The 14,458-nt window shown below is 71.5% G+C and carries 10 protein-coding genes and 2 riboswitches; of the genes, 4 read left to right on the top strand and 6 right to left on the bottom strand.

What is annotated here, in order from left to right; genetic code table 11:
- Positions 1-4: 4 nt before the first annotated feature.
- A complete protein-coding gene (locus tag ACIO9J_RS22115; RefSeq protein ID WP_402002044.1) occupies positions 5-1,504 on the bottom strand; it encodes a CoA-acylating methylmalonate-semialdehyde dehydrogenase in 1,500 nt (499 codons plus the stop codon).
- A gap of 437 nt (positions 1,505-1,941) precedes the next feature.
- Positions 1,942-2,144, bottom strand: a riboswitch (cobalamin riboswitch).
- Positions 2,142-2,729 carry a DUF6817 domain-containing protein gene (locus ACIO9J_RS22110; protein WP_402002041.1) on the bottom strand — a complete coding sequence of 196 codons (588 nt, stop codon included), beginning with the start codon at positions 2,727-2,729 and terminating at the stop codon, positions 2,142-2,144. It overlaps the preceding riboswitch by 3 nt.
- A 301-nt stretch (positions 2,730-3,030) precedes the next feature.
- A riboswitch (cobalamin riboswitch) is annotated at positions 3,031-3,246 on the top strand.
- Positions 3,247-3,407: 161 nt separating this feature from the next.
- On the opposite strand from ACIO9J_RS22110, the gene metE reads away from it, so the two are divergent.
- Entirely contained in the window at positions 3,408-5,726 is a 2,319-nt protein-coding gene (gene metE / locus ACIO9J_RS22105) for a 5-methyltetrahydropteroyltriglutamate--homocysteine S-methyltransferase (RefSeq protein ID WP_402002038.1), read from the top strand.
- A gap of 61 nt (positions 5,727-5,787) precedes the next feature.
- On the opposite strand, the gene ACIO9J_RS22100 is transcribed toward metE, so the two are convergent.
- Positions 5,788-8,868, bottom strand: a complete 3,081-nt coding sequence (locus ACIO9J_RS22100) for an NACHT domain-containing protein (protein WP_402002036.1) — start codon at positions 8,866-8,868, stop codon at positions 5,788-5,790.
- 168 nt (positions 8,869-9,036) lie between these two features.
- A complete protein-coding gene (locus ACIO9J_RS22095; protein ID WP_402002033.1) occupies positions 9,037-9,573 on the bottom strand; it encodes a hypothetical protein in 537 nt (178 codons plus the stop codon).
- Between the two features lie 199 nt (positions 9,574-9,772).
- On the opposite strand from ACIO9J_RS22095, the gene ACIO9J_RS22090 reads away from it, so the two are divergent.
- Positions 9,773-10,411, top strand: a complete 639-nt coding sequence (locus ACIO9J_RS22090) for a molybdopterin-dependent oxidoreductase (RefSeq protein ID WP_402002030.1) — start codon at positions 9,773-9,775, stop codon at positions 10,409-10,411.
- 57 nt (positions 10,412-10,468) lie between these two features.
- The gene (locus ACIO9J_RS22085) at positions 10,469-11,464 is read left to right on the top strand and encodes a DMT family transporter (RefSeq protein WP_402002027.1); all 996 of its coding nucleotides are present in this window, start codon (positions 10,469-10,471) and stop codon (positions 11,462-11,464) included.
- A 27-nt stretch (positions 11,465-11,491) separates the two neighbouring features.
- On the opposite strand, the gene ACIO9J_RS22080 is transcribed toward ACIO9J_RS22085, so the two are convergent.
- Positions 11,492-11,980 carry a DUF2000 domain-containing protein gene (locus ACIO9J_RS22080; RefSeq protein ID WP_402002024.1) on the bottom strand — a complete coding sequence of 163 codons (489 nt, stop codon included), beginning with the start codon at positions 11,978-11,980 and terminating at the stop codon, positions 11,492-11,494.
- A 598-nt stretch (positions 11,981-12,578) separates the two neighbouring features.
- Between ACIO9J_RS22080 and ACIO9J_RS22075 the strand changes: the two genes are divergently transcribed.
- The gene (locus ACIO9J_RS22075; RefSeq protein ID WP_402002021.1) at positions 12,579-13,073 is read left to right on the top strand and encodes an Lrp/AsnC family transcriptional regulator; all 495 of its coding nucleotides are present in this window, start codon (positions 12,579-12,581) and stop codon (positions 13,071-13,073) included.
- A 6-nt stretch (positions 13,074-13,079) separates the two neighbouring features.
- Here the strand turns inward: ACIO9J_RS22075 and ACIO9J_RS22070 are convergent, their stop codons facing one another.
- Positions 13,080-14,315, bottom strand: a complete 1,236-nt coding sequence (locus ACIO9J_RS22070) for an acyltransferase family protein (RefSeq protein ID WP_402002018.1) — start codon at positions 14,313-14,315, stop codon at positions 13,080-13,082.
- Positions 14,316-14,458 lie beyond the last annotated feature (143 nt).

The raw sequence follows: 14,458 nt of genomic DNA, 5'->3' as shown, positions 1-14,458 counted from the left end.
GCGCTCATCCCATGGTGGGGATGGAGAAGTTCGCGCCTTCCCTGGCCCCCGAGGGCCAGCGCGAAGTGACGGTCTTCGTACGGGTGTAGAAGCGGATCGCGTCCGGGCCGTGCTGGTTCAGGTCGCCGAAGCCGGACCTCTTCCAGCCGCCGAAGGTGTGGTAGGCCACCGGGACCGGGATGGGCACGTTCACGCCGACCATGCCGGTGTTGACGCGGCGGGTGAAGTCGCGCGCGGTGTCGCCGTCCCTGGTGAAGATGGCGACGCCGTTGCCGTAGGGGTGCTCGCTGGGCAGGCGCAGGGCCTGCTCGTAGTCGGCGGCCCGTACGACGCACAGGACGGGGCCGAAGATCTCCTCGCGGTAGACGCGCATCCGGGGGCTCACCCGGTCGAAGAGGGTGGCTCCGGCGAAGAAGCCGTTCTCGTGTCCCTCCAGAGTGAAGTTCCGCCCGTCCACGACGAGTTCGGCTCCCTCGTTGACGCCGATGTCCACGTACCTGCGGACCCGGTCGAGCGCGTCCTGACTGACCAGGGGGCCGAAGTCGGCCTCCGCGTCGTCGGAGCGGCCGATCCGCAGGGCGCCGATGCGCTCCTTGAGGGCGGCGACGAGCCGGTCGGCGGTCTCCTCGCCGACCGGCACGGCCACCGAGATCGCCATGCAGCGCTCGCCCGCCGAGCCGTAACCGGCGCCGATGAGCGCGTCGACGACCTGGTCGAGATCCGCGTCCGGCATCACGATCATGTGGTTCTTGGCGCCGCCGAAGCACTGGGCGCGCTTGCCGTGGGCGGCGGCGGTGGCGTAGATGTGCGCGGCGATCGGCGTCGAGCCGACGAAGCCGAGCGCGCCGACGCGCGAGTCCTCCAGGAGGGTGTCGACCGCTTCCTTGCCGCCGTTGACGACGTTCAGGACGCCCGGCGGAAGCCCGGCCTCAAGGAAGAGTTCGGCAAGGCGCAGCGGTACGGAGGGGTCGCGCTCGGAGGGCTTCAGGATGAACGCGTTGCCACAGGCGAGGGCGGGTGCGGCCTTCCACAGCGGGATCATCGCGGGGAAGTTGAACGGGGTGATCCCGGCGACCACACCGATCGGGGAGCGCAGCGAGTGCACATCGATGCCGGTGCCCGCGTTGTCCGTGAACTCGCCCTTGAGCAGGTGCGGGATCCCGGCGGCGAACTCGACGACCTCCAGGCCGCGTTGGATGTCGCCGTGCGCGTCGGCGACGGTCTTGCCGTGCTCCGAGGAGAGCAGCCGGGCCAGCGATTCACGGTCCTGCTCAACGAGTTGGAGGAACCGCAGCAGGACGCGGGCCCTGCGCTGCGGGTTCCACTCGCCCCACACGCGCTGGGCGGCGGCCGCGTCGGCGATCGCCGCCTCGGTGTCGGCCCGCCCCGCGAGCGGCACGCGGGCCTGCACGGAACCGGTGTTGGGGTCGTACACGTCGCCGAAGAGGCCCGACGTGCCGGCGGTGTGCTTGCCGCCGATGAAATGGGTGAGTTCACGGACCACGGTGAGCCTGCTCTCGTCAGGTGGGGATCCGGGGATGGCACGGCACACCGGCGAACGGCACCCTGTGGGGCGCGCTCGGGCCGGGGCCGCGGGACGCGTGGGCGGAAGATCCTTCGGTGGACTGCGAGTTGACGTACGCCGTCGTCGTACCGGGGTCGGCGTATGCCATCGGTGCGCGGGATCGCGACGCACACCGTCGAAGCGCGGGAAGTCGACGCACACCGTCGGCGCACCAGAGATCCGCGCGCACCGTCGGCGCGTTGGAGATCGGCGTACGCCTTCGGCGCGTCGCGGATCCGTGCGCACCGTCGGCGCGTCAGAGATCCGTGCGCACCGTCTGTGCGCTACAGATCCGCGCGCTCTCTCGACTGCTCCGCCGGATCACCTGGGTCATGGGTACGGACCGGTGCCATGCGTGTCTGCTCCATCCTCGTGGACAACACGGAACACCCCGCGGCCGGTATCCTGACTCCCGGATCAGCGCACGCTCCCCCGCCTTCCCGACGGACACGACGTCCCTCGGTGGCGCGTTGTGTTGCGAGAACGCACTCCCCGGTCACAGTGGCGGGACCGCGCCGGATTCACACCGGCTTCCCTGACACCGCGGGCCTTGTCGAGGACCATATAGTTGGACGTCCTAGTAAGTCCACCCCGGCAGGATCGCGCAGGCCCGCCGGGCACCGGGGGTCAGCAGGGGGCGCAGCCCGGCGAACAGCTCCGCGAGGCCAGGACCGCAGCGGGCGAGGAACTCGCCGTCGACGCCCGCGATGTCGAGCTCGTTGGCCACCGTGAGCTCGGCGAAGTCCGCCTGCTGACGGCGCGTCGGCGCGAAGGCGCGGCCGGTGAACCGGTCACGGAACAGCGGACTCCGATCCCGCCGGACGGGAGTCCCGTCGCCGGTCCGGCCCGTGAGCGCCGGATGGCCCACCGCGCGGTCGCAGCTCGCATAGAGGTACACGAGCGACTCGGCCTCGCCGCCGATCACGGCGGTGGCGCGCTCGCGCCGGTCGAGCGGCAGCAGGACGGGGGCGAAACCGTCGGTGCCGTAGAGCGCGTGACAGAGCCCGGCCAGCCGGAGCGCGGGGCGCGCGTCCCAGTCGGCGAGCCGTTGCCGTACGCGTTCGAGGTGGTCGAGGAGGGTGCCGCCGGGGTGTTCGACGGTAGCGGCGCCGAGGTCGCGCAGGAACCGGTGAGCGGCTCGGTCGGGTTCCGCGGCCATGTCCATGGGATCGGCCCCTTTCCGGCCAGCGTGGAACGAATTCCGGCCGAACCGGGCGACCGGTACGTCAAGAAGCGCAACGCCGAGCACGACGACATACGACGACAAGGGGGTCGGCACCCGGGCGGGCCCCGGCACCGTCCGGATCGGTGTCGGGGCCCGGCCGGGTTGCCGCCCTGGGCCCGGATGAATCCTCCCGCTCCCCCGACAACCAAGTCAATCCTCGGGTTTCCTCATCGAACCCATAGCCATGGCTTGGATTCGTCCGAGATGCGATCAGTGCTGCCCAAGACGGCCCGCACCCTCTAAGGTGACCCGTGCAGCTGGTTCGCCCTGTCCGCCAGGCAGGCGCGTCGCAAGAGGGAACCCGGTGGGAATCCGGGACTGCCCCGCAGCGGTGAGTGGGAACGACCGCCGTCATACGCACTGGATCCGGTGGATCCGGGAAGCGACGGCCAGTAGGAGTCCGCCTCGGCGGATGTGCCCGCGAGTCCGAAGACCTGCCCGTTGCCCGCACGTGACCGATCGCGTGCGGACATCCCGGTGACCTCGTGGGCGGGTCGGCGTGCATACCGTTCGGAGGACCGCGTCATCGACGCCGTCCGGTCCGGGCGGTCCGTCATCCCTTCGCGTCCGCGTCCCGTCCCCGGGGTGCTCAGGAGTCATCTCGCGAAGGAGATTTCCGTGACAGCGAAGTCCGCAGCCGCGGCAGCACGGGCCACCGTGTACGGCTACCCCCGCCAGGGCGCGAACCGTGAACTGAAGAAGGCCGTCGAGGGGTACTGGAAGGGCCGCGTCACCGCCGACGCCCTCCGGGAGACCGCCGCGGAGCTGCGCCGCACCACCTGGCGGCAGCTGGCGGATGCCGGCGTCCACGAGGTGCCGACCGGCGACTTCTCGTACTACGACCACGTCCTGGACACCAGCGTCATGGTCGGTGCCGTCCCCGCACGGCACCGCGCGGCCGTCGAGGCCGACGCCCTGGACGGGTACTTCGCGATGGCCCGCGGCACGCAGGACGTGGCACCCCTTGAGATGACCAAGTGGTTCGACACCAACTACCACTACCTGGTTCCGGAGTTGGGCCCCGACACCGTCTTCGCCACCGACTCCGCCAAGCAGGTCGCCGAGCTCAAGGAGGCCCTCGCGCTCGGCCTCCCGGCCCGCCCGGTCCTCGTCGGCCCCGTCACGTATCTGCTGCTCGCCAAGCCCGCGCCGGGCGTCGCCGCCGACTTCGAGCCGCTCACCCTGCTCGACCGGCTGCTTCCCGTCTACGCGGAGGTGCTCGCGGACCTGCGTGCGGCCGGTGCCGAGTGGGTGCAGCTCGACGAGCCCGCCCTGGTGCAGGACCGCACCCCGGCCGAGCTCAACGCCGCCGCCCGCGCCTACCGGGAGCTCGGCACCCTCACCGACCGGCCCAAGCTCCTCGTCGCGTCCTACTTCGACCGCCTCGGCGACGCCCTGCCCGTCCTGGCCAAGGCTCCCGTCGACGGTCTCGCCCTCGACTTCACCGACGCGGCTGCCGCCAACCTCGACGCGCTCGCCGCCGTCGGCGGACTCCCCGGCAAGCGCCTGGTCGCCGGCGTGGTCAACGGCCGCAACATCTGGATCAACGACCTCGAGAAGTCCCTGGCCACGCTCGGCACCCTGCTCGGCCTGGCCGACCGCGTCGACGTCGCCGCGTCCTGCTCGCTCCTGCACGTCCCGATCGACGCCGCCGCCGAGCGCGACATCGACCCGCAGATCCTGCGCTGGCTCGCCTTCGCCCGGCAGAAGACCACCGAGATCGTCGCCCTGGCCAAGGGGCTGGCCCAGGGCACCGACACCATCGCCGCCGAACTCGCCGCCAACCGGGCCGACCTGGCCTCGCGCACCGGCTCGTCGATCACCCACGACCCGGCCGTACGGGCCCGTGCCGCAGCCGTCACCGACGCCGACGGACGCCGCTCGCAGCCCTACACCGAGCGGACCGCCGCCCAGCGCTCGCACCTCAAGCTGCCGCTGTTGCCGACCACCACGATCGGCTCCTTCCCGCAGACCACCGAGCTGCGCACCGCCCGCGCCGACCTGCGCGCGGGCCGCCTCGACACGGCGGGCTACGAGGAGCGCATCAAGGACGAGATCCGCGAGGTCATCTCCTTCCAGGAGAAGACCGGCATCGACGTCCTGGTGCACGGCGAGCCCGAACGCAACGACATGGTGCAGTACTTCGCCGAGCAGCTCACCGGCTACCTCGCCACCCAGCACGGCTGGGTCCAGTCCTACGGCACCCGCTACGTGCGCCCGCCGGTTCTCGCGGGCGACATCTCGCGGCCCGAGCCCATGACGGTCCGCTGGACGTCCTACGCCAACTCCCTCACCGACCGCCCCGTCAAGGGCATGCTCACCGGCCCCGTCACGATGCTCGCCTGGTCCTTCGTCCGCGACGACCAGCCCCTCGGCGACACCGCGCGTCAGGTCGCCCTCGCCCTGCGCGACGAGGTCAACGACCTTGAGGCGGCGGGCACTTCGGTCATCCAGGTCGACGAACCCGCGCTGCGCGAGACCCTGCCGCTGCGCGCCGCCGACCACCCCGGCTATCTGGCCTGGGCCACGGAGTCCTTCCGCCTGACCACCAGCGGCGTCCGCCCGGACACCCAGATCCACACGCACATGTGCTACGCCGAGTTCGGCGACATCGTGCAGGCCATCGACGACCTCGACGCGGACGTCATCAGCCTGGAGGCCGCCCGCTCCCACATGCAGGTCGCCGGCGAACTGGCCGAACACGGCTACCCGCGCGAGGCCGGACCCGGCGTCTACGACATCCACTCGCCCCGCGTCCCCGACGCCGCCGAGGCAGCCGCCCTGCTCCGCAAGGGACTTGAGGCCCTCCCGCCCCAGCGCCTGTGGGTCAACCCGGACTGCGGCCTGAAGACCCGCGGCTGGCCCGAGACCCGCGCCTCCCTGGAAAACCTGGTCACCGCGGCCCGGACGGTGCGCGGGGAACTGCCCGCTTCCTGACCGGGAGCCCCACAGCCGGGGGCCGGGGCAGCTGCGGGCGCCCCGGCCCCCTCTTCACCGCTCAGTACCGGGGCTGAGGTGCGACGGTCACCTCGGCTCCGGGCAGCCCCTCGGCGTTCAACACCTGCCCGGGGCTCTCCAGGTGCACCGCTGCCAGGTGCGCCAGCCGTGCCAGGGGCAGCAGGTCCACGTCCAGCGGCGCGCCGCTCCCCCGCAACCGGAGCGTACGCAGGCCCGGGAACGCTGCGGCGACGAGCTCCAGGTCCGCCGGAGCCACCTGACCGGTCAGGGTCACGGAGCTGATGTGCGCGCGAACCCCGGCGTGGGTGTGCAGCGGAGCCACGGCGGCCACGGGCATGACGAGGTGCCGCAGTCCCGGGGCGGCCGCGAGGTGACGCCAGTCCTCGGGGGTCAGGGCCGTGTCGGGCCCCTGGAGCGTCAGCGTCTCCAGCCGGGGGAACCGGGGCAGTTCGGCGAGTCCACGGGCGCCGGAGGGCAGCGTCAGCGCGGTCACACGTGTGCCGGAAGGCACCTCAGGAAGTTCTCGCGAGGGGTCGGCGAGGGTCAGGCCGCACTCGTTCAGGGAAGGGAGCGCTGACAGGGACCGCAGCACCTCCGTGGACGGCCGTCCGGTGCTCAGCCGCTCCAGCGCACTCAGCTCACGCAGCGCCGCCGCGTCCTCCAGGACCGCGGCCTCCAGCACCCGCAGCCGTGTCCTGTCGACATGAGCGACCACGTCCTCCAGAGGCACTCCGTGGCCGACCCGCAGATGACGGGGACCGTCGAGACGCCGGAGCTGCGCGTACGACGTGACGGTGATGGGGGTGTCGGGCGGCAGTTGCGCGAGCACCTTCGCCGCGTACTGGGCGGTGCCGAAGTGTTCCCAGGCAGCGCCGAGGACTCGGTGGACCTCCGTGCTCGCGCCGCCGTCGAGGCCGTCACGCAACGCTCCCGACAGCCAGTCGCAGGCATGCGCGCCACCGATCCGGACAGCGGTCTCCACGCAGGCCACCGTCTCTTCCGCGGTCAGCCCCGCGGGCGCGGGGAGCAGTCGCAGCACGGGACGCCCGATGGCGGCGAGTGTGACGGACTCCTGCCACGAGCGAGGCGGGAGCAGCGCCGCCGCCCGCTGCTCCACCAGGTGTCGGACCTCTGGGTCGACCCGCACGGCTTCTTCCTCGCAGGACAGGGCCAACAGGTGCAGCCGCACCCGGTGTTCTTCTTCCTCGTCACCTCGGGACACCAGCTCGTTCAGGAGCCGTGCCCGGTCTTCGGGATCGCCCTGGGCTACGGCCATCCTGACGACGTCGGCCCATTGCTCCTTGTGGGCATTGGACACGAGCAGCGGGAGATCACGGGCTGCCAGGGCGGCGCGTGCGCCGAGGTAGTCCTGGAAGGTGGGGTGCGCGAAGTCGACGACGCCGTCGGCCTGTTCGCGCAGGAGTCCGCTGCCTTCCAGCAGAGTGCGGTAGACATCCGCTCCGCTTTCAGTACTGCCTACGCCCGCGAACTCGCGCGCCATCGCCGTGAGGGACCGGCCGATCAGCCAGATGGCGTCGGAACGCCTCATCTCCCGGCAGTCGTTGCGGATCATCCAGTAGGCGAGCTCACCGAGCAGGGCGAGCTGCGCGTCGGGGTCCAGCCCGTACTGCAACGAGCTTCGAAAGACGCCGCGCTCCCGGTCCCGGCGCGTCAGCATCATCTGCAGGGCCGCGACGTACAGCTGCGTACGGCCGCCACCCGGCAGATAGCCGCGACGGTCGCGGTGCAGGGTGCACAGGAGCGTGCACAGCAGGGGATTCGTGGCGAGCTTGCCGAAATCCTCTCGACGGCGCATCTCCGAGAGGAACGAGCGCAGTTCCCCGCCGGAGAACTCACCGAGGGGCGAGGCCCGGCTCCACCGCTCGATGAAGAGCTCGATGTCGTCCTCCCGCATCGGCTCCAGCCGGAACTCGGTGAAGCCCTCGGCGGCGAGCCAGTCCAGAGGCACGGCCGAAGGGCGAGTGGTGACCAGCCAGCGGTTGCCCGGAAAGGCGGCGAGCAGCTGCCGGATCCACCGGCGGACCTGCTCCCGGTCCGCCTGCGGCACCTCGTCCACGTCGTCGATGAGGAGCAGTCCGCGACCCGCTTCGAGCACACGCTCGGCCCAGCCTGGCGGTGGCGCGTACGGGCAGTCGGCCAGTTCCAGGAAGCGCTCGGGGCCGGGCAACCTGCCTTCTCCGGCCAGCAGATGCCGCACGCGCAGCACGAACGGCACCAGCCCGATCAGATAGGCGGGCCCCTCGCTGACCTGCTGCTCCGAGGCGACGGCGAGCCACTGCACCAGTGTCGTCTTGCCCGCCCCCGTTCCTCCGCGCAGCAGCACCCGCCTGCACTCGGCCAGCACGCGTTCGGCCCGCCGGGGCGGGGAGGGCAGCGGCTGCTCCCCGTTCTCCGTGCGTCGCTCCGCCCGCTCCGTGATCTCCAGGCTGAAGTAGGCGACGTCGAGCGGCCACTCGTCGTCGAAGTCGGCTCCGTAGATGGTGAGTTGCCCGTGGCGGCGGACGAGGTACTGCCGGTATCGCTCCTCGAATCCCGCGTCCTCGACGGACTGTGCGGGCACGCGCTCCACCAGGAGGTCGAGCGTGGTCACGATCCGGTCGATCTGCCGCGTCTGCTCCAGCAGGGTGCGGGCGACGAAGGAGGATCTCTTGGTGAAGAACTCCACGATGTGCAGGCAGGCGAGCAGCACAAGCCGCTCGTGGAGCAACTGGGCGTCCTGGGAAAGCCCTTGGTCGCACCGAGGGAGTGCGTCCGCCAGCCCCTCGTGCCCGAGGCGCACCGCCTGTGCGTCATCCATGTCCAGGTCGCCGAGTCCGTGCAGGCTGCGCGCGAGTTCCGCGGCGACGGCGGCCTGTTCGTCTTCGGGCAGGGAGTCGTGCGGTCCGGCCGACCGCACCGCCCTGCGCACCAACTCGCGGGCCAGCTTGCGCAGTTCCTGTTCGGTGAGGGTGCGCCGCTCGCCTCTGAACGAGACGAGCGCGGAGAGCCTGACCGGTTCGTCCACGAGGCCGGCGCCGGGATCGTCCTGCCGAAACAGCTTGCGCACCAGCGGCGCCACGGCGCTCGACGCGACCCGTAGGCCGATGCCTGCCAGTTCCATGTGCCGAGCGTAGGGCAGCTCTTCGCCGGACTTCCGGCGTTCGCCCGGCTCGGTGCACACAGAGGGACACGGGCCAGCGAACGGAGTGCTCCGGCCCGCTACTGGGGGCGGCGGGCCGGAGCTTTCCCGGAGGGGGGTGCGAGGGGCCGAAGAGGCCTCAGAGAGCGGTCAGTTCCAGGGGTTGGCGGGCTGGTCGTTGATCGCCGTCCAGAAGCGGGTGCCCACCGGCACGTCGCCCTTGGCCCAGTAGCTCCAGCCGCCCGAGCTCTCCAGGTTCGGGCCGTACCGCCCGTCGTGGAACTCGGCCATCCGCCAGCCCGCGCCGAAGGTGTTGGCGCAGACGCCGTCGGCGGCGGCGCGGCTGGTCAGGCGGTTGCCGCGGATCGGGTTGCTGGCCGCGACGGTGCCGCGGGCCCAGCCGGCGTAGAAATCAGGGGTGATGCCCGCGGGCACCGGGCTGTTGTCGACCTTCAGGCACAGCACGGGAAGGATCGACGTGGTGTCCGTGTCCCCGGTGTACGCGTTGCTCAGCGGGCCACCGCCCACCCGGACCGTGCCGGCCGGGCCGTCGGCGAGCAGCGTCCAGGTCATCGCCTTTCCGTTGTTGGCCGGGGCGTCCGGCGCGGCTGCGGCGGGGCCCACGGCGCCGGCGGCCAGCAGCAGCGCGGCGGCACCGAGTGACAGACCCAACTTGATCGGGCGCAAGGCTTCTCCTCACGGGAGTTGCATGAGTGACGTGCCATGACGGTCACGAATTCTCCACGTTCTTCAGACTTCCCCCAAGAGTGAGAATGCGACATCCGCATCACGGGACTCCGGCACCACGGGACGCACCGACGATGGGCCGGTCAGTAGGGTCGTGACCGACAGGGGCGGGACGGGGAGAGGGGCATCTGCTGTGGCCGTGAGCGCCGAGGACGGAACCGGCCGGGAATCCGACGGCCTGCCGCCGGGACAGCGCCGTGTGGCGGGCTGGCCGGTCTCGCACTACGGGCCCGTCCCCCGGTTCCGGCCCGAACGCTGGGACCTGCGGATATTCGGCGCCACCGGGACGGCCGGGTCCTACGCCTGGACCTACGACGAGCTGGGCGACCTGCCCCGTACGACGGTCGTCGCCGACCTGCACTGCGCGACGGGCACCACGTCGACGGGCCACGAGTGGTTCGGCGTTCCCGCGGCCGCGCTCCTGGCCCTCGCTCCCCCGGCACCCGAGGCCACCCACGCGATGGCCTGGGCCGAGTACGGCTACGGCGCGAACCTCCGGATGGCCGACCTCACCGCCGACACGACGATCCTCGCCACCCACCACAACGGCGAGCCGCTCACCGCCGAACACGGCTTCCCGCTCCGCCTCGTGGTCCCCCACCTGTACGGCTACAAGGGCCCCAAGTGGCTCAGAAGCATCGAGTACCTGACCGAGGACCGGCCCGGCTTCTGGGAGGAGCGCGGCTACCACCGCGTCGGCGACGTCCGGTCCGGCAAGCGGTACTCCCACGAGGAGGAAGACGGCGCGGACCCCGATCAGTTAGAAAGGTGGAGATAGGCGACCCCGCGCCGCCGCCACACGCCCGCCACCCCCACGTACAGAGGTCGACCGCACATGCCTGCCGCCGCAGCACCCTGGCTGCTCCTCGCCGTCTTCTCCGGCACCCTGATATCCCTCCAGGCCCGCATCACCGGCGAGCTGGCCGCGGGCCTCGGCGGGGACGGGTTCGCGGCCGCCGTGATCTCGTTCGGCTCGGGGTTCGTACTGCTGACGCTCGGGCTCCTCGTCCTGCGCGGGCCGCGCCGCGGTGCGGGTCGGGTGCTCGCGGACGTACGCGGCGGGCGGCTCAAGTGGTGGCAGGTGCTCGGCGGTTTCGGGGGCGCGGCCTTCCTGCTCGCGCAGGGGCTGACCGTGGGGGCGCTCGGGGTCGCGCTGTTCACCGTCGCGATCGTCGCGGGCCAGGTCAGCGGCGGGCTGCTCTTCGACCGGATGGGGCTCGGGCCCGCGGGACCGCAGCGGCCCTCGCGGCGCCGGGTCGTCGGCGCCGCGCTCGTCCTCGTGGCCGTGGGCCTGTCGATGGCGGACAAGCTGGGCGGCGGATTCCCGTACGCGATGCTGCTGCTCCCGCTGGTGGCGGGCGTCTGCGTGAGCTGGCAGCAGGCGGTCAACGGCCATGTGAAGAACGCCGCGGGATCCGCGTACGCGGGCACGTTCTTCAACTTCGTCGCCGGTACCGCCGCGCTGACCGTGATCTTCCTCGTGCACGCGGCGGCGAAGGGACTTCCCGACCGGCTGCCGACCGAGCCGTACGTCTATCTCGGCGGTCTGGTCGGCATCTCCTTCATCACCATCGCGGTCGCCGCGGTGCAGAAGCTCGGCGTCCTCGTGCTCGGACTGTGCACGATCACCGGCCAGTTGGTCGGCTCCCTCGCCCTCGACCTGCTGCTGCCGCACGGCGACACGGAGGTCACGGCGGCGACGGTCGCGGGCGTGGCGCTCGCGCTCGCCGCGGTCGCCGTCGCGGCGCTCGCGGGCCCGCGCGCGGGCCGGGTGGTGGCGTCGAGCGGCACGACCCGGCAGCCGACCGCCCCGGAGCGGGCGGAACGCTAGGGCCTTTCGTTTGGATCAGGCCGAGGCTCAGGACATGAGGGGGAGCTTGCCGACGATCTTGTCGACGGGGTTGCGCGGACCGACGATGCTGAGCGCGCAGTAGTCGATGTCCTCGGTCCTGGTGTCGCCCACGGCGGCGATGAAGTCGCTGTAGACGCGGGTGCTCTGGGCCGCGGCCGGTACGTCGGCCACGAAGACGTCGGGGCGGGCCGCCGCCTTGGCCCGGATCGTACGCAGCGTGGCGGAGTCGGCGGCGAGCACCGAGCAGCCCGCCCAGGGCAGTCCTGGGTGCACGGCGCCTTCCTGGTCGGTCGCGGCGGCGCCCAGCAGGCCGGGTACCGCGGTCACCGTGGGTGCGGCGGCGCAGACGGCGGCGTTGGCGGCTCGGCCGGGAGGCAGCTCGGCGTCGACCACCACGACCCACTTCAAGCGTGCCTGACGGGTGGACAGGCTGAAATCGATTTCTTCGGGGGCGAATCCCACCGTCGTCTCACTGGGGACGTTCACCACGGACATGCGCTCTCCTGCATTCGTTCGGATGGAGGGCAAAAGGTTAGGCAGATGTGCCCTACCGCATCGGGGTCCGCGTACTTCGTGCGCCGGAGGGGCTCGGTTCGGGGCGCTCGACGAACGTCCTGCGGTGCGGTCGCGAAGCATCCGTCACTTGTACGGAGGACGCGTCGGGCGCCGACGGAAGCAGGCACGTGGCGACCATTCCGGCGAGCATGAGGGCGCAGCCGGCCCATGCCGACGGCGACAGGTGTTCGTCCAGCAGGAGCATGCCCTGGAAGAGCCCGGTCGTGAACGCGCAGCACAGCGGCGAGCGCAGGACGTGCGCGAGGCGAGGGCCCGCACGGTCCTGAGGCGGACGGTGAGCACCACGAGGATCAGGCCGCCCGCGAGCAGCCGCAAGGCGCCGAGGGCCGTCGGTGCCATGGCGCTGGACGCCAGCACTTGGGCGGGGCCGACCGTGCCCCACAGGATCGTCGCCGCCAGTACCAGTCCCGCGCCGAAGTCCGGACTGCTCGTTCGTATCTCCATGACCGGCGAGTCCAGGCAGAACTCCGGCTCAGCTCACCGTTGGCCGCACTTCATTTGGCCTACAGTGCGCTTCATGGAACTTGATGCGCTGGACCTGGCCCTCCTGCGGGAGCTGCAGAACGACGCACGGCAGACCAACCGCGCTCTGGCGGCCAGGACCGGCGTCTCACCCTCCACTTCGCTGGAACGGGTCCGGCTGCTGCGCCAGGCCGGTGTGGTCACCGGCTATCACGCCGCCGTGGACCTCGACGCCGTCGGCCGCCCCGTCCAGGCGCTCATCTCGGTGCGGATCCGGCCACCGGCCCGCCCCGTCATCGAGGGGTTCCGGGAGTGGGCGGCACGGCTGCCCGAGGTGATCGGCCTGTTCGTCACCTCGGGAGCCCACGACTTCCTCATCCACGTGGCCGTCCCCGACGTGGACGGCGTGTACGCCTTCGTCATCGACCGCCTGACCGAACGGCGCGAGGTCGCCGACGTGCAGACCACGATGGTTTACGAGCACGTCCAGTCCCGCCGCGTCGAGCCGACCGATCCGGACCGTCCGCGCTCCGCACGCCGGTCCCGCTGACCGGAATCAGCAGGCGGCGCGCCGTCTCCGGCCCGTCCCGGGAGACGCCCCGGCGGACATCCCGGAAGACGCCCCGGCGGACGTCCCCGCCTGTGGCTTGAAGGCCCATTCCATCTTCGGCTCCATGGCGAAGCGGAACACACGCTGCACCGGCGGGGTGCAGAGCACCGTGATCACCGCACCGGCCGCCAGGGTCACCGCGATCTGGCCGAGCGGCGTGTGCGGCCAGTCCGCCTCGTACCAGTCCCCGAAGCGTGAGCCCTTGGCGAGGAAGCCGTGCAGGAGGTAGCCGTAGAGGGTGCCCGCGCCGAGCGCGGTGAACCACAGCTTCCGGCCCGGCACCCACGCGAAGAAGCACGCCACGAGCGCCACGGAGCAGCCGAACATCGCGAGCGTCATGACCACCCCGCTCCACCCCGGAGCGGCCAGTTCCTGGGCGCTGTCCCTGCGGTAGAACCAGGCGGCGCTCATGTGCGGCGCCGCCCAGTACGCGAAGGCGAGCGCGGCGGCGAAGACCGGCAGGGCCAACAGGCGCGCCTCACGCCGGCGTACGAGCTTGAAGTGCTCCGGCTTCAGGACCAGGCCGAGCACGAAGAACGGCAGGAACTGCAGGACGCGTTGCAGGTCGAGGTCGTCGCCGATGTCCGGGGACGCGGAGGCGAGAGCGGCGATGGCCAGAGCGAGCGGCAACGGCCAGCGCACGATCTTCCACAGGGGCGTGGTCAGACGCCAGACGAACAGCGCGATCAGGAACCAGGTCAGGTACCAGGGATCGAGGAGGCTGATCGGATAGGTGGGGTCGTCGCCCGCGGTCCTCTTGAAGAGGGTGTAGGCGACCTCGAAGAGGACGTACGGGACGGCGATGCCGGTCACCAGGCGTCTGACGCGCCCGGGGCTCGCGTCGAAACTCCGCGAGAAGTAGCCGGAGATGACGATGAACGCGGGCATGTGGAACGCGTACACGGTCATGTAGAGCGCGGCCGCCGTGCGGCTGTCCCCGCGCAGCGGCTCCCATGCGTGGCCCATCGCCACGAGCACGATCGCCAGGTACTTGGCGTTGTCGAAGAACGAGTCCCGTGGCTTCACGGCGCGGGCGCCGTGCGACGCGGGCGTCGACGTCCGAGCTCCTTGGGGCGCGTACGGACTGTCGGACCGCGAGCCCCCGGAGATGGGCGGCGGCGCGGGGCGGGCCGGGGGCAGTGGCGCCCGGTGGCGCCCCGGCGCGGGTGCCGTATCGGTCACGGCACCCCCCACAGGCAACCCAGGGATTCGATTCCGCGTCTTACGTTGTTTGCGGGAAATCCGGTGACGTGAGACATCCCCGGCACCCTAGTCACCGCACCCGACACCCGTACAACCCCGCTGCGTGTGGGCTTTCGCACCCG

Source organism: Streptomyces sp. NPDC087300, assembly GCF_044744425.1.
Lineage (GTDB): Bacteria > Actinomycetota > Actinomycetes > Streptomycetales > Streptomycetaceae > Streptomyces.
The sequence above is the reverse complement of the archived record's forward strand: the minus strand, read 5'-3'. Positions and strand labels throughout refer to the sequence as shown.